At 34.5% G+C, this 15,545-nt stretch carries 15 protein-coding genes and 1 pseudogene; 4 read left to right on the top strand and 12 right to left on the bottom strand.

The features are described from left to right. Positions 1 to 30 precede the first annotated feature (30 nt). The 5 genes from JFU54_RS19640 to JFU54_RS19620 all read right to left on the bottom strand — a co-directional run bounded on the left by JFU54_RS19640 (position 31) and on the right by JFU54_RS19620 (position 4,094). Complete coding sequence (locus JFU54_RS19640; protein WP_063218685.1) at positions 31 to 1,152, bottom strand: YHYH domain-containing protein; 1,122 nt, start codon at positions 1,150 to 1,152, stop codon at positions 31 to 33. Positions 1,153 to 1,297: 145 nt separating this feature from the next. Then, complete coding sequence (locus tag JFU54_RS19635) at positions 1,298 to 1,930, bottom strand: class A sortase (protein WP_201065960.1); 633 nt, start codon at positions 1,928 to 1,930, stop codon at positions 1,298 to 1,300. 116 nt (positions 1,931 to 2,046) lie between these two features. After that, the gene (locus tag JFU54_RS19630; protein ID WP_201065958.1) at positions 2,047 to 2,520 is read right to left on the bottom strand and encodes a DUF2178 domain-containing protein; all 474 of its coding nucleotides are present in this window, start codon (positions 2,518 to 2,520) and stop codon (positions 2,047 to 2,049) included. Next, positions 2,513 to 2,731, bottom strand: coding sequence for a helix-turn-helix transcriptional regulator (locus JFU54_RS19625; protein ID WP_201065956.1), 219 nt, complete (start codon positions 2,729 to 2,731; stop codon positions 2,513 to 2,515). The genes JFU54_RS19630 and JFU54_RS19625 overlap by 8 nt, the downstream gene beginning before the upstream one ends. Before the next feature lie 112 nt (positions 2,732 to 2,843). Further along, the gene (locus JFU54_RS19620; RefSeq protein WP_201065954.1) at positions 2,844 to 4,094 is read right to left on the bottom strand and encodes a 3D domain-containing protein; all 1,251 of its coding nucleotides are present in this window, start codon (positions 4,092 to 4,094) and stop codon (positions 2,844 to 2,846) included. Between the two features lie 645 nt (positions 4,095 to 4,739). On the opposite strand from JFU54_RS19620, the pseudogene JFU54_RS30390 reads away from it, so the two are divergent. After that, a pseudogene (locus JFU54_RS30390) lies at positions 4,740 to 5,258 on the top strand (methyl-accepting chemotaxis protein); the annotation flags it as partial. 132 nt (positions 5,259 to 5,390) lie between these two features. Next, complete coding sequence (locus JFU54_RS19610) at positions 5,391 to 6,203, top strand: undecaprenyl-diphosphate phosphatase (RefSeq protein ID WP_002010553.1); 813 nt, start codon at positions 5,391 to 5,393, stop codon at positions 6,201 to 6,203. 124 nt (positions 6,204 to 6,327) lie between these two features. On the opposite strand, the gene JFU54_RS19605 is transcribed toward JFU54_RS19610, so the two are convergent. After that, on the bottom strand, positions 6,328 to 6,531 hold the full coding sequence (locus tag JFU54_RS19605) for a hypothetical protein (protein WP_002134416.1): 204 nt from the start codon (positions 6,529 to 6,531) through the stop codon (positions 6,328 to 6,330). A 172-nt stretch (positions 6,532 to 6,703) separates the two neighbouring features. Here JFU54_RS19605 and JFU54_RS19600 point away from each other — a divergent pair, with 172 nt between their 5' ends. After that, entirely contained in the window at positions 6,704 to 7,858 is a 1,155-nt protein-coding gene (locus JFU54_RS19600) for a VanZ family protein (RefSeq protein WP_012260320.1), read from the top strand. A 4-nt stretch (positions 7,859 to 7,862) separates the two neighbouring features. Here the strand turns inward: JFU54_RS19600 and JFU54_RS19595 are convergent, their stop codons facing one another. From JFU54_RS19595 to bdhA, 6 genes are all read right to left on the bottom strand, one after another. Then, positions 7,863 to 9,176: a D-arabinono-1,4-lactone oxidase gene (locus JFU54_RS19595; protein ID WP_193663954.1), complete on the bottom strand. Its 1,314-nt coding sequence runs from the start codon at positions 9,174 to 9,176 to the stop codon at positions 7,863 to 7,865. Beyond that, positions 9,164 to 10,336: an amino acid deaminase/aldolase gene (locus JFU54_RS19590; protein ID WP_002140393.1), complete on the bottom strand. Its 1,173-nt coding sequence runs from the start codon at positions 10,334 to 10,336 to the stop codon at positions 9,164 to 9,166. The genes JFU54_RS19595 and JFU54_RS19590 overlap by 13 nt, the downstream gene beginning before the upstream one ends. A 113-nt stretch (positions 10,337 to 10,449) precedes the next feature. Beyond that, positions 10,450 to 11,451 (bottom strand): sphingomyelin phosphodiesterase, encoded by a 1,002-nt coding sequence (gene sph, locus JFU54_RS19585; protein WP_201065952.1) that lies wholly within the window; start codon positions 11,449 to 11,451, stop codon positions 10,450 to 10,452. 76 nt (positions 11,452 to 11,527) lie between these two features. Continuing rightward, positions 11,528 to 12,379, bottom strand: a complete 852-nt coding sequence (gene cerA / locus JFU54_RS19580) for a phospholipase CerA (RefSeq protein WP_002029789.1) — start codon at positions 12,377 to 12,379, stop codon at positions 11,528 to 11,530. A 264-nt stretch (positions 12,380 to 12,643) separates the two neighbouring features. Next, positions 12,644 to 12,988, bottom strand: a complete 345-nt coding sequence (locus tag JFU54_RS19575) for a potassium channel family protein (protein ID WP_000948238.1) — start codon at positions 12,986 to 12,988, stop codon at positions 12,644 to 12,646. 118 nt (positions 12,989 to 13,106) lie between these two features. Continuing rightward, positions 13,107 to 14,159: a (R,R)-butanediol dehydrogenase gene (bdhA, locus tag JFU54_RS19570; protein ID WP_000645834.1), complete on the bottom strand. Its 1,053-nt coding sequence runs from the start codon at positions 14,157 to 14,159 to the stop codon at positions 13,107 to 13,109. Between the two features lie 226 nt (positions 14,160 to 14,385). On the opposite strand from bdhA, the gene JFU54_RS19565 reads away from it, so the two are divergent. Beyond that, positions 14,386 to 15,540, top strand: coding sequence for an MFS transporter (locus JFU54_RS19565; RefSeq protein ID WP_002140391.1), 1,155 nt, complete (start codon positions 14,386 to 14,388; stop codon positions 15,538 to 15,540). Positions 15,541 to 15,545: the final 5 nt, after the last annotated feature.

Here is a 15,545-nt window from a genome sequence, read left to right as displayed (position 1 = left end):
AAAAAGATGAGGAATTTTCCTCATCTTTTTTTACGCTTTCTTTCCCTTTTCTATTGCTTGTTCATACAAGCCTTTATGTTCTTTATATTCACTTGGCACGAAACTCTTATAGAAGAACGAAAGCCAGCTGTCTCCTTTTTTATATCCTTCTTCTCGAATTTCCGCTGCCTTTTTATTTGATTTAAATCCTTCAGTAAACCATTTCTTTAATGTTTCATTCTTTTCATACTTAGCAGGAACTTTTAAATCATAATTTTCAAATGCATATGTATATCCAGCTTTTTCCGCTGCCTTTTTGGCAGACTTATATCCCTTTTCATACGCGGTTTCATATACTTTCACATATGTATCCTTTTCAGTATTTCCAGGTTTCTTTTCAGCTAATTCTTTACCAGCATTTTCACCGAGTTCTGCTTGCTCTTTTTCAATTTTTGCTGTTCTCTCTTTATTCCCTACTTGGAAACCTTCTGCAAAGTTCCCCTTAAACTCAGGAGTAATTTGACTATCGTCCATTGCCTCTTGTGTTACCCCTTGCTCTTTACCTTTTTCAAAATGTGCTTTTTTCTGTTCTTCTAAAGACCATGCCGCAGCATACGCAGTTGTAAATGCTTGTTTATATGCGTCTGACTTTCCAGCTACATGTCCTTCTGCATTATTCTTTCCTGCTTTAAAATCTGTCTCTCCACTTTTTTGACCTTCAAGCTGCCCTTTTTCCATGTCAGCTTGACGCTGGGCTTCCTCTTGCTTACGTGCCTCTTCTGCTTTTCTTTGCTCTTCGGCTACACGTTGTCTCTCTTCTTCAGCTTTGCGTTGTTCTTCTGCAGCACGCTGTCTCTCTTCCTCTGCTTTACGCTGTGCTTCTGCAGCACGTTGTTTTTCAGCCTCAGCATTGCGCTGCGCTTCTGCTTGTCTTTCAGCTTCTACAGCACCATTATTATTTTGACTAGGCGCAGGGCTTGTTGTTCCGCCGCTAGAAGCTGGTTTATTGTGATAATGATATTCCCCGTACTGCAATCCCCATTTTTCACAATTTGTACGACACGTATGTCCACCATTAGCATCTGTACGTCCTGGATGTGCATAAGCAGAAATTGGCGCTACCAATAACGCTACACTTGTTGTTAAAAGAAGTCTTTTTACTTGCTGTTTCACTTTTGTTCCTCCCAAAATCTAGAATCATTACCTTATTATATAAGAATAGAAAAATATTTAAATACCAACTAAAATATTCTTTTATTTCTCAACATTGGATAAAAAAAGAAGGTTCACTCTTTAAAGAGTGAACCTTCTTTTTTCTTTATTTCTTAGCCTTTGTTCCTACTAAATCACCCGTAATAACAAAACGCTTAGAATTATCCTTAACAGATACACATGTAATAAGTGTTATCTCATCTTTCCCATGATCCTCTACAACTTCCCATTTATCAGGAGTCACTTCAGATACACCGGTAACAGCATACTCATACTCATTTGCATTGTCATACAAATAAATTTTATCGTTCTTCTTTAAAGTTGATACATCACTAAATAAAACACCTTTTTTTGACATATTATGCCCTGCAAGTGCATAATTCCCTTGCCCCATTACTTGATTTTCTCTTACAGTTGCCGCACCTGATAATAAATTCTTTTCAGTCGACGCTTTTAAAACAGGAAGTTCTAATGAGATGCTCGGAATTGAAATACGACCGATTACTTGTTTTTTATCTAACGATGCACTCGCTACTTCTGCCAAGTCTGGTTGATTAATTTTTGAAGCATCTACAAATTCTGTATCATGCTTTTCATATTCCATCTTTTGAACAGCTTGTACATTCGCTGTCTGCTTCTTCTCTGCATTATATCCATCATAAAATGGCTTTCCGATTAATACACCACCTACAACAAATAGAAGGATTGCTACTATACTATAAATTCTTTGCTTATTCATATACAATTCCTTTCCGTTACAAAATCTTACTCTATATAAAATGATAAGACAATATTGCTATATGTACAAGTGTAAGCTGAAAAGAAACCTTCTTGCACGTGCAAGAAGGTTTCTTTCTAAGCTAATTTATTTCTGTATAGTGATACGTGGAATACTGTCATTTGAATAAAGAAAATAGAAAATAGGATATACAGTGGGTATCCAGGAAGATATTCATTAATAATAGGCGAAAAAGTTAAAAATCCAACTGCACAGGGTAACACATACCATAACGAAACAAAAGTTGTTCGACAAGCTTTCTCCGTAATCGCTTTTTCACGTTCATCTTCTAGTGGAAATAATAATGGATACATCCAAAAGGATAAATTCTTGTATTTTTTCTTTTGAATTCTATAAAAAATTGTAACTATAATAGCTCCAATAAATAATAAAACAAGTGGGACTCCATTAAACCATACTTCAAATGGGAATTTCTCGTTTTTAATTATATCTGCGAGCTCTGTGACCACATTATAAAATTCAAGAAATGTCCAGCATGCTAACCCAGTATAAAGCACATTTACGATATAAGAAAAACCAATTCTATTCATCCTCTTCCCCCTCCTTATTTAAAATGAACACATCTTCCATCTTTAACTGGAACACATCACAAATTGTAAGTGCTAATAACAACGAAGGAACGTAATCCCCTTTTTCAATTGCAGCGATTGTTTGCCTCGTCACTCCAACCTTTTCTGCTAATACACTTTGCGTAAAATTAAAGCGGGCTCTTAATTCCTTCACTCTATTTAAAATGGTCAAATTTACCACCTCTCACTATTATTGTATGCTACTATTAACAAAATGTAAACTCAACTTAACATTATTTTTACAAAAAAATCCAACTTTACGTATTGTAAAGTTGGATTACGTGTTAGTTTAAAATTGTAACTTTAACACTTCTTCTGCCCCAATTATTAGCTGTAGCTGAATCTGGCATTAATAAATCAATTATATGACCTTTAATCGCACTACCAGTATCTCCAGCAATCGCCGTACCATAATTTTCCACATACACAGTAGAACCTAATGGAATCACAGCTGGATCTACAGCAATTAGTTTCATGTTTGGATTTGCAGTCAAATTATGTCCTAACTTAGACTTTACAGTTTCACCCGGTTTATAGCCATTTTCAGATGGATCAGCTGTATAAGCAGTTGCTGTTACATAAAATTCTTTTCCACCTTGAGCTGGTTTTGGATCCGGCTTAGCTGGTGTTGTATCTTTAGCTACAGGCTCTGCCGGCTTAGCTGCCTGTTCTTCTTTTTGCTTAGCTGCTGCTGCCTTCGCTTTTGCCAACTCTTCTTGCTCAGCCTTTGCAGCTGCTTCCGCTTTTGCACGCTCTTCCGCTGCAATTCTTGCTGCTTCTTGTTCACGAGCAATTGTTTCTTGTACTGCCTTCATATTTGATTCAATTTTAGCCTTTTCTTCTGCTGCTAAATTAAGTTGGCTTGCAACCTGATTATATTTAGCTTGAACTGTTTGTAAGTTATCTTGACGTTTTTTCAAGTTATCTTGCAAATCAGCTTGTGCTTTTGCTAATTTTTGTTTATCTACTACTAAAGATGCTTCTTTTTCATCAATCTCTTTTTTATCTTCTTCAATTTGACGAAGATCTTGTTCTTGTAGACGTAAAATTTCTTTATCTGCTTCTAGAATAGTTGTAACTGCGTTCATACGTTGTATGAAATCTGCAAAGTTTTTTGATTCTACAACAACTTCTACTACTAAACTCGTATTTGAGCTATTTTGAACAGAAACCATACGTTTTTTCATAATATCCTTACGAGCAAGGACTTTATCTTCTAAAACGACAATTTCGTTCTTTTTTTGTTCAATCTGCTTATGTGTTTCATCGATTTTACGTTGAATAGCAGCTTGATCCTCTTTATTTTTTGCAATTGTATTATTTAAATTATGTAGTTCATTTTCGATACCTTGAATTTCTTTACTAACAGCTTGCTTCTCTTGCTCTTTCTTCTGCATATCTGCATCGTTTTGCTGCAATTGCTGTTGCATATTGTTAAGTTTCTCGTCGTTTGACTCTGCTTTTACAGCGACTGTACTAGAAAGAACGATAATTCCTGCTAATACTAGACTACTGATTCGCTTAAAATAGTTCATAATCCGACTCCCTTCTTATACAGTTATACATGATTTATTTTACAGTTTGTTTACAGAACCATTAAATACAGTTTATTTTTCATGACAAAAAAAGGGAATTATGAATAAAATGTAATAGATTCTTAAATATTTAACAATTCCTATATTTAAAAATTATAAAAGATGCTAAAATCCAAATATAGAGAAAATATAACTTCTAAAGGCGGTTGAGATAAATACATGTTTACTCAAAAGAAAGCACTCCAACATAAAATTGATCAATTAGAAAATCGTATACAAGAGCTAGAAACAGAATTAAAACAAAAAGATATTGAAAGCCAAGAGACTATTTCTTCTATCCACGACCGTGTACAAAGCGTTGTTCAAGAGCATCAACTTGTAAATAACCAGCACCATACACTCCAAAATTTAATTCAACAATTAAACTCATGTTTTGAAAATGTTTCAACACGTACGACACATTCCAATGAATTAAATAGTGAAATGTTACAAAAAGAACAAAGCTTAATTCAGTCTATTGAAGAAATTATCGATTGCTCTAATGAAGGAAAAGAATCTGTTCACCGTTTACTTATTGTAATTAATAAATTAGGTGAACAATCTCAGCGCACGTCTAATAGTATGAATCATTTAAGTGAACGCTCAAAAGAAATCGAGCAAATTGTAGAAGTAATTCAAAACATTGCTGCGCAAACAAATTTATTAGCGTTAAATGCAAGTATTGAAGCTGCACGTGCTGGAGAGCATGGAAAAGGATTCGCTGTTGTTGCCAATGAAGTAAGAAAACTAGCAGAAAGCACAGCGGAGAGTACAAAAAACATTGGCAATTTAACGAAAAAAATCCAAGAGGAAATTGAAAAAGCGTACGAAAATACAAAAGATAATTTACATTTAGTTGATGAAGGTGTAGAAATGAGCGCCGATACTAACGCTAGAATTGAAAATATTTTAATAATGATTCAAACATTACAAAGTGGCGCTACAAATGTTATTAAAGCTATCGAAAACCAAAAATCTTGTAATGATGATATATTAAGAGAATTTGCAAACACTCAACAAATGTTCCAAAAATTAAATACTACTATTATGAGCCATATTCATGATGCTGAAAAAGTCGATGTTCAATTGACTAAAGGTCTTCAAGAAACAGTATCTTCTCATTAACAATAAAAACCCCTTATATCGCTATAAGGGGTTTTTATTATATTTCGAATATTTATCCCTTCTCAATATTCATCTATATCTTTGTTATAATGGAAAAGTTATTTCTTTCGACTAATACACAAGGAGGATGTTATGGAACAATTTTATTACATTTTGAAGTATTTAATTCTTGGTCTATTCCAAGGACTAACAGAACCAATTCCGATTTCTTCAAGCGGTCATCTCGTTTTAGCACAGCATTTGCTAGGACTAAAAATAGAAGGGTTTAGCTTTGAGCTACTTGTTAATTCAGCTTCATTATTAGCTGTACTACTTATTTATAGAAATGACTTAATTCGTCTAACAAAGAATGGTCTATCTTATATATTCACAAGAGCAGAAGATGCAAAATCAGATTTCTTCTTTATTATTTACCTTGTTATTGCAACCATTCCAGCAGGTGTAATTGGAGTTTTATTTAAAGATTATATCGACCACTATTTAAAAGGCGTTAAAATGGTTGGGATTTCCCTTCTTATTACTGCTATCGGCCTTTGGATTATTCGAAACTTACGTGGACGTAAAAATGATGGCGACCTTTCTATGAAAGATGCAATCATTATTGGTCTAGCACAAGCTTGCGCACTAATTCCTGGTATAAGCAGGTCAGGTGCTACAATCGTAGCAGCAATGTTACTTGGTATGAAGCAAGAAACAGCTCTTCGTTTCTCATTCTTACTATACATCCCTGTTAGCTTAGGTGGTTTATTGTTAAGTATTACAGACATTGCAAACGATCCAAATTTAGATACATTATTTGTACCTTATATTGTTGCTTTCATCGCAACATTTGTCATGACATATATTTCATTAAAATGGTTTATGAACATTATGGCGAAAGGAAATTTAAAATATTTCTCTTTCTACTGTATTATCGTAGGTGTGCTAACTATCATTTTCTTATAAAGTGAAACTTTAATCAGTGGGGGTTTTGTTCATCTCCAACTGAATTTTGAGGTGGGAGTTTTACTTCCCACAAATAGCGGGATAAAAAACCTCTTACTGCCCTCATACAGTAAGAGGTTTTTCCTTATGCATAAACTTTCTTTTCCTGACAATACAAGCGAATAACATGTGTATTTTTTTGAAATAAATCATGTGTTAAGCGAATAATAATAAAATTTCGTTTTGTATTATCATCATGAACAAAAATCTGTTCTCCCTCTTGAAAACGCCACGCGCTTTCAAAAGTTGTAATATGATCCCCACTTACAGAAAAAAGCTCATATCGCATGTCTTGTCCCCTCTCTCAACTTATAATAATCATAATATCCTTATATTAAATTTAGTATAACTTAATTTCGATAAAATTTGTAATTCTTTCTATTTCGAAATATTTTAACTTTGTTTTAAACTCCTTTTAGCGCTATAATGATAAACGAATTTTCATTGAAAGGAGTTTCATTTTGACTGCATATTTATTTCCAGTAAAAACAGCATTTATTTTATTTCCTATTTTAGCAATGTTTCTCTTAATCCCTTTTTTAATATTTAATTATCGAAAATACGGTTATTTAAATAAATGGCGTTCATTTATTTTGTATTCATTACTACTCTATTTATTAAATGCCTATTTTCTTGTTATTTTGCCGTTACCACAAACGTATGATACTTGTAGCCTACAACCCGCTAATACACAGCATATGCAACTCTCACCATTTTATTTCATACAAGAGATTAGTAATCATACATCGGCAATTTTAACGAAACCTACTACTTATTTCTTGTTATTAAAAGAATCTGCATTTTTACAAGTTGCTTTTAACGTTCTATTAACCGTTCCATTCGGTATTTACTTACGTTATTATTTCCGACGTAGTTTCTTCCAAACAGTGTGCATTTCTTTTTGCCTTTCACTGTTCTTTGAATTAACACAAGTAACTGGATTATATGGTATTTATAATTGTGCATATCGCTTATTCGATATCGACGATCTGTTTTTAAACACACTAGGCGGCGTAATCGGTTTTATCATTGCACCAATATTTACGTACTTCCTGCCAAAAACAAGCGAATTAGATAGTCATATTGATTTGGAAACGAAACCAGTCGGATTCGTTCGTCGTCTCATCGCTATGCAAATTGATTGGATCTTCTTATCTATCGTTGTACCTTTCATTAAAAACAAAGGAAACTCACTATTTATTTCTAACATCCAATCTTATACAAATGTATACGAACTCCTTTTCATCGCATGTTCAATCTTAATTTACTTTATTATCATCCCATACTTTACAAATGGAAGAACAATAGGGAAAGCGTTGCTTCGTATTTACATTAAAGGACAAGCAGAGCGTATTACACTAAAAGAATTATTCATTCGTTACGGTATATTCTATTTCATTTTAGGTGGAATCAATTACATTCTTTCTAGTAGCTCTATTTTAAATCATACAGAGCCTTTAGTATTACTAGTTATACTGTTATTCCAATTTGTAATTAACGGGCTATTTATTATTCATGTTTTATTACATTTATTTAGTAGTGATAAATTACTATTTTACGAGCGTATTAGTCATACAAGAAATGCAATTACACTTAAAAAAGCTGACAAATACTAATTTGTCAGCTTTTTTTCATAATCGTAAATAACTTTTCTGTATAAGGGCTTAAAAATATTCCTGTTTCATCTAGTGACTTCCTCACTTTTAGAAACGAATGCAATTCTGGATATATATTTTGCAATTTTTCGTACGTTAACGTATGCATTTTCCCCCAATGTGGGCGCCCTTCATACTTTAGAAAAATTTTCTCCACCTCACCAAAATAAGCGGCATACTTCATACCTTTATACATATGAACAGCTATATACGCTGAATCTCTTCCATATGCTGGACTGAGCCATATATCATCACCTCTCACGTAGCGGCATTCAATCGGGAAGTGCACCTTATACTTTTTCTTTTCAATAAGATTTGAAATTTCTTCTACAACAGCCCTCATATACTTTGAAGGGACACTGTACTCCATTTCATAAAATGGAACTGTACGTGATGTAGCGAATACTTCATAGCTTGGTCCAATTATTTTCGTGTTCGGTACAGCCTTAGCTGATAATCGGCTTACTCCTTTACTTATAGAAGGAAACCATTTACACCCTTTAGATAATAAAGAGAACATCCTATTTTCAAGTAACTCCACCTTTAGTTTATGCCATTTCAAATCACTTTCTTTACTCGTTGTTTCGTTTGTAAATTTCACTTGCACTTCATCTGAATAAGGAAAAACGAAAAATTCAAAATGACGATTCTTCTTATATTCTTCTAGTTTGTTCATTACAGTAGACAATGATTGTTTTTCACTTTCATAAACAAGCGAATACGCTGGGATAACCTTCAATTTTATCTTTACAATGATACCTAGCATTCCAAGCGACAACTGAAATGCTTTCCAATATTCGGCGTTCTCGGTTTCTGAACAAACTATACTCTCACCTGTTGATAAAACTGCCGTGATCTCTATAACTTGTGTTGATAAACTCCCAAATGTAACACCCGTCCCATGAGTCCCCGTACTAATCGCTCCTGCAATAGATTGTGAATCAATATCTCCTAAATTTTCTTGCGCATAACCTTTTTCCTGAAGTAACTTCCCTAAATCATGTAACTTTGTTCCCGCCCATACTTCGGCAACCATCTTCTCTGCATCAATATTCACAATGCCCTTCAATTCATCTAAAGAAACTAAAATTTCTTCCGTTTGCACAAGAGGTGTAAACGAATGACCTGAACCGACAACACGAATTTTCTTTCCTTTTTTTCGTGCAAGCCCCACAACTTCTACTACATCTTGTATACTTTTTGGATACATCGTATAATGCGGCGTTCCTTCTACATTCCCTGTCCAATTTCTCCATTTTTGTCCCTTTATAGAAAGCATTGTCCATCCCCCCGATATGTTGAATACTCTCCAACAATTTCCCCTTGTTTAATGCGATATAAAATAGGAAAACGCTCACATAACTCCCCAGCTTTACTATGGCGAAACAAGATAGAATCTCCTATATCCACTCGTTCCTCGCCGTTATAAAAAATTGGTGTTTGCACTTCACCAGCACCTTCTAAAGCTAATAGTTTTGCACCATGCGGCATCCAAACCTCAGGCTCTTTATCTTTACCAACTGCACCTGAGGCAATATATCCGCCACCTAGGCAAGTATAAATAAAAGGATCCGGTTTACGTACAACTGGTAAAGCAAATCCGGCAGCTGGCTGAAATTTTACTTCTTTATAATAGTCAAACAGTTTAGGAGAGTAAAAGGCGGATCCTACAGTAATCTCTGAAACTGAGTTATCTTGCTCAGTTGTTTTTATACTTCCTGTTCCTCCCCCATTTACAAATCTTAGTTCAATACCAAGGTTTTGTATTTCTTTTACGATACGTTCTCTTCTTTCTTTAACCTCTAACACTGATTTCTTCTTTAAATACGAAACAGCTTTACTTTTCATCCATTGATTCGGTATATGATCCCCCACCCCGGCAATTTGAGCTTCATATCCCATTACACCATCTAGTATTAAATATGATGAGCCCTTCACCTTTTCTACTATTTTCAAAGCGCTCTGCACATCTTTTACCGGGGATCTTTTTACACCAAAATGAAATTTCAAAAAACGACTACTCATATCAATATCCAAACAAACGCGAAAACACCCTTTAGACTTCTCAGCAATCTTTTCTAAATAAGTAATATGGTCTTCACAATCTACCATACAAGTTATAATGTGCCCTTGCTTTGTTAGCAAACTAATTTCATGTAAAGCTCTTTCATCATAAACAGGATATCCGAGCAATAAATCATTAAACCCTTGTTCAATTAAAAACAAAGCTTCTCTAGGAGAAAAACACATAATACCTTGAAACCGATTATTTGCAGCTAAAATCTTTTTCATAACTGGAACAGAGCGTAATGATTTACTCGCTATACGAATTTTCTTATCTCCACTTAACTCTATAATTGATTGAATATTCCTCTCTAAAGCCACTTCATCTAAAAATGCACACGGTAATGGAACTTCCTTAAAAATTCCTCTATCCACATTTTTCTCTCCTCTTCTATATATGTCTTATACATATTGGAAAGAAAAAATGATTTTCCTGTTTTCAAATAAAAAAAGTTTCTTCTTCACGAAGAAACTTTTTTAAGACTACTCTACTTCATAGAAATAGTCGCCTCTACTGGATAATGATCAGAATAATCATCATACGTATATTTTTTGAACCATGATGTAACAGACCACTTTGGAGATTTCACTTGTAATACGTTATTCTCTACGAATGATGGATTCGCATGATCTTTACTCGCAATAATATAATCTAAATGTTCAGCAGGTGCATCTGGATAATTGTATTTCGCAATACTGTTTGTCGTCGCATCCCAAGTTGCTGCATGTCCTGTATAAGATGGAACAGACGCATGTAATGTTTTAAACATCGATGCATACTCTGAATTGCTATTATTCTCAGCATTTATTTTATTTACATTCATATCACCACCAATTAACACATACTCGTTATTTGGTATATTTTTATCTTTAATAAACTCTTGAATTTCTTGTAGCTGTTTTGTACGTACAGATGCTGGCGAAGTATTTCCACACATACTATCTTCAGCTTGTAAATGAGTCCCAATCACATGTACAAAACGATCATTTTTCTTAACTTTTGTGTATACAAATCCTTTATTTGATAAGTTATCTGGTCCACAGCCTTTTTCAAATACATATTGAATCTTTTCAACAATTGGCCATTTACTCACAATCGCTACACCTCCATCTTCAGGAGTCGAAGATGAATAGTTTCCTAACGTCTTATCCCACTCGCTTCCACTACTACGACCTAATACTGCCGTTTGATTTGGATATTCTTTCTTCAAATTTCCTAATAAGCGATTTGAAGCACTATTATCAAACACTTCATTTAATATAACAACATCCTGATTCTTTATATAATCTGCCGCTCCAATTAAATCAGCACGCTGACTTTGTCCCCAGTTCGGATATAGGTTTGTTGATAGCATGTATACATTATGCGTCATAACTTTTAATGTATTATTTTGATTTATAGACATTTCTGCTTGAGCTGAAGATCCACTATATAAAGCTCCTAAACCAATACCAAAGCTTAGTACACCTTTTAGCAATTTACCTTTCACGTTTCATACCTCCATGTACTGTGTAGTGATAAAAAGGCCAAATACTCTATTCTGAGATTTGACCTTTTTCAAATATTTAACGATTTCCGTACGTATCAAACCAAAGCTGAATGTATCCAGCAGTAACACGTTGTGCATCCATTAATCTCGTACCTGTCATTGGTGTAACTTCAGCGCGCCATTTATCTGCATATTCTTGTGATACAGCTGCTTTCACGAACCAATCTTTCGTATTATCATTTACAATGCCAGAGTAATCTTGTTTCGCAGCTACTGCCGCTCCATGAATCCAATCTTCTGGATTTGTACCTTTCCAGTTCCAATATCCATTTCCATCTGTTACTTTATAATTATCTTTTATCGTATCTACAAAGTTTTCATATTTAGAATGGAACCCTTGTGGATAAGAAAGATTTGTAAAGTTTGCCGCATGCATCGGTTGATTTACATCCCCTAAATAATGAAGAGATAACCCCAAATAGAAGAATGCTTGTTTCATATCTTTATTTTTGTATGACTCACCTGCTAATTTAAAATATTTAGCTCCAGTTTCCTTTGCCTGCTTTGCAAATGGAATATAAGTTTTTCCATTGTCAGGGTCATAGAAGTGTGAAGCAAATGTGCTATTATCATAATAAGGATTTTCATAGTCAGCAGCATAAATACCGTTCTCTAACTCCGTACGCCATTCATTTAATAGTGCAACCTGATCTTGTTTTACAAGTGTTGTATTACGAGACATAATATCCATTGCACGGTTTACAATCCATAAATGAGAGTTTACGCCTTCTTTATGCTTATCTTCAGCAGACCAGCGGTGAACTATATTTATTCTACTTCCCCCATCATTTTCATGAGCAAATGCAACACTTTGTAACGGAGCTACTAATGTAATAGCCGCTGCTAAAGCAAGTACTTTCTTTTTCATATAAAATCCTCCATTTTTTAATTGAATTATTGTAAACTTTTTGTTAGGATCCTATGATATCGTCTGGTTAACCTATGACTAGAATATCCCACCTTTCATGAAATTTCTATCAATAAATTAAAATATGTAAATGTTCATATCATTATAACTTTATACATAGTGAATATAATGAATGAATACACTTACATTGTAATAAAGTATTGTTAAGCTACTGCAAATGATTGTCTAAACTAATGTAAAAAAAGAGTAAAGCATCCACATGCTTTACTCTTTTTTTCTTTTCGATAATATACTTGGCAGCTGTACATTAACTGCCAACTTATGAATAAATCCAAACACTAATCCAATCCCGATAAATATGTATAAGATCGTAAATACCTTTCCGAAATCAGTTTGCGGACTAAAATTCCCATCACCGACAGTCGTCAACGTGACCACACTAAAATATAGGGCGTCAAGAGGACGTAATCCTTCAACTGTACTATAAAAAATCGTACCAGATGTTAATGTTAAAAATGTTAATACGAATAATACTTGAAATTCTTTATCTTTCCACGCTCGTAAACAAGCTTTTAGCATCCGTTTCAATGTCAACATAAATGAAAGCATTAGACTTCCCCTTCCAAACAAAATACCTGTAGTTAAAGGAAAGTCTATCACCTTTCTGTATAGAAAAAAAGTAGCCCTCTTCTATTTCTAGAAAAGGGCTACTTTTTACTATTCTCTATTATTTAGGTGAAACAAGAATTTTCACTTGTGTTTTATCTTTTACAAGTGCTTCAAATCCTTCTTCAACAACTTGATCCACTGTGATTTTTTTCGTAATTAATTTCTCTGCTTGAATTTGGCCAGAGCTAATTAATTTAATAACAGCTGGGAAGATATGACGGTATCCAAGAATACCGATAACTTCTTTTTCTTTTAGTACAAGGTTGTTTGGCGTAATTGTCGCATCTTTTTCCCACACACTAACAATTACAGTTTGTCCTTCAAAACTTGTACTTTCAATCGCTTGACGAAGTACTACTTCGACACCTGTTACTTCAAAGCTCACATTTACACCTAAACCATTTGTTAAGTTACGAATTTCTGCTAGTACATCTTGAGTTGCTGGATTTAATACGTAATCAGCACCTGCTAATTTAGCTAGCTCTTGACGTTCTTTAGAAAGTTCCACTGCGATAACAGGAGTTGCTCCTGCTGCTTTTGCTGCTTGGATTACAAGAAGCCCAATCGGACCACAACCAAATACCGCTACAGCTTCTCCCTCTTTTAATTTACTTTGACGTACTGCATGAACTGCTACTGCTGCTGGTTCTACAAGTGCACCTTGTTCATACGTCATTTCATCAGGAATATGGTGGACCATATCTTCTGGTACTACTGTATATTCAGAGAAACCGCCGCCTTCTCCGCCAAGACCGTGGAAAACAAGTTGTTCACAAACATTGTAATGTCCGTGTTTACAAGCTTCACATTTACCACAAGAATAAATTGGTTCTACAACGACGCGATCTCCCACTTTATGAGAAGTAACGCCTTCACCGATTTCAACTACCTCACCACTAAACTCATGACCTAAAATAACCGGTGCTTTTACGTGTGTTAATGGGTGCTCTTCTGTTGGAATAAAAATAGGTCCTGCTAAATATTCATGCAAGTCTGTTCCGCAGATACCACACCATTTAACTTTAATCTTAACTGCTCCTGGTCTTACAGTTGGTTCTGGTACTTCTTCTACTCGTACATCACGTTGATTATGCCAAAGTAGTGCTTTCATTTTATACATCCCTCTCTACGTATATACTTAACCTGGTGAAGTTTACAATTCTATTATAATACTTCCATCCATATATTTCAAAAAAACAATCTCATTTCCACTAAATTTTAACAAATAACGTTCAATATTTTGTCACTTTGTACTTTTTTCCACATCTGTTAATGCTAATTTCATTGCGGTTGAAATTAGCATTATGCCATAATAGCAGAGGAGAGGTGAATATGGCTTGAAATATTTTATTTACTTTATTGTTATCGTAGCGTTTTTAGATACATTTTCACAATTACCTATTATGAGTACTTTCGCTCAAAGTCTTGGAGGAACCCCTCTTGTTATCGGGCTAGTTATCGGTATGTACTCATTCGCTAATATGATCGGTAATATTATCGCTGGAGCCGCTGTCGATAAATTTGGTGCAAAAAAAATCCTTTATATAAGCATGGGAATTACGAGTTTCATAGTCTTGTTATACACCGTTGTTCAAAGTGGTGAACAACTATTAGTTGTGCGCTTTATGCACGGTTTTAGTGACGGATTTTTAATTCCTGCTGCCTTTACGTTTTTATCAAAGCAAACGAATTCAGCAAGGCAAGGTAAAGCAATGGCTCTATCTGGTGCCGCTGTTGGAACAGCTGCAATCGTAGGACCTGCTTTCAGCGGCATTATGAAAGCAACAGCTGGTATAGAGTGGGTGTTCATTACTATTTCTATTTTAATGGTCCTTGGTACAATCGTATCTCTATTTTTCTTACCAAATAACGTATCAAGAAAAGATACATCAAGAACACAAATGATGAACAAAGAAGATATGATTGAACTATTGAAATCAGAACCGTTATTACAAGCATATATTGGTGCTTTCACACTAATGTTTTCACAAGGGATTGTCACTTATATGTTACCAGTAAAAGTTGAGGCATTAGCACTTAAAGCATCTACAACAGGCATGATGTTAAGTGTATTCGGAATTACCGCTATCCTCTTCTTCTTACTGCCAACAAATCGTATTTACGATCGATTTAATCGTTCCAAACTAATGCTAATCGGGATTGCAGTAATGGCACTAGCGTTATCTTTACTCGGATTATTTGCAACAAAAGGCATGCTCTTTATCGTTATGATAATTTATGGAATTGGATTCGCTATCCTCTTCCCAGCAATTAATGCTTTACTTGTTGAAAATACAACAGATAGTAACCGAGGGAAAGCATTCGGATTGTTTTATGCATTCTTCTCGTTAGGAGTTGTTGCTGGCTCCTTTACAGTCGGAGCAATCGGAGCATCACCTAGCGCTAGCTTCGTTATCGGAACTGCATTCTTGTTAACATTTGCTGGAATGATTTTTGTAAGAAGCAAAGTAAAAAAGACAATGATGGGTTAATTCCA

Source organism: Bacillus sp. TH19 (assembly GCF_016651075.1).
GTDB classification, from domain to species: Bacteria; Bacillota; Bacilli; order Bacillales; family Bacillaceae_G; genus Bacillus_A; species Bacillus_A mycoides.
The sequence above is the reverse complement of the archived record's forward strand: the minus strand, read 5'-3'. Positions and strand labels throughout refer to the sequence as shown.

Coding starts and splice junctions, on each gene's coding strand:
- JFU54_RS19635 (WP_201065960.1), bottom strand. CDS start 1,930: ATGAATAAGCAAAGAATTTATAGTATAGTAGCAATCCTTCTATTTGTT.
- JFU54_RS19630 (WP_201065958.1), bottom strand. CDS start 2,520: ATGAATAGAATTGGTTTTTCTTATATCGTAAATGTGCTTTATACTGGG.
- JFU54_RS19620 (WP_201065954.1), bottom strand. CDS start 4,094: ATGAACTATTTTAAGCGAATCAGTAGTCTAGTATTAGCAGGAATTATC.
- JFU54_RS19610 (WP_002010553.1), top strand. CDS start 5,391: ATGGAACAATTTTATTACATTTTGAAGTATTTAATTCTTGGTCTATTC.
- JFU54_RS19605 (WP_002134416.1), bottom strand. CDS start 6,531: ATGCGATATGAGCTTTTTTCTGTAAGTGGGGATCATATTACAACTTTT.
- JFU54_RS19595 (WP_193663954.1), bottom strand. CDS start 9,176: ATGCTTTCTATAAAGGGACAAAAATGGAGAAATTGGACAGGGAATGTA.
- cerA (WP_002029789.1), bottom strand. CDS start 12,379: ATGAAAAAGAAAGTACTTGCTTTAGCAGCGGCTATTACATTAGTAGCT.
- JFU54_RS19575 (WP_000948238.1), bottom strand. CDS start 12,988: ATGCTTTCATTTATGTTGACATTGAAACGGATGCTAAAAGCTTGTTTA.
- bdhA (WP_000645834.1), bottom strand. CDS start 14,159: ATGAAAGCACTACTTTGGCATAATCAACGTGATGTACGAGTAGAAGAA.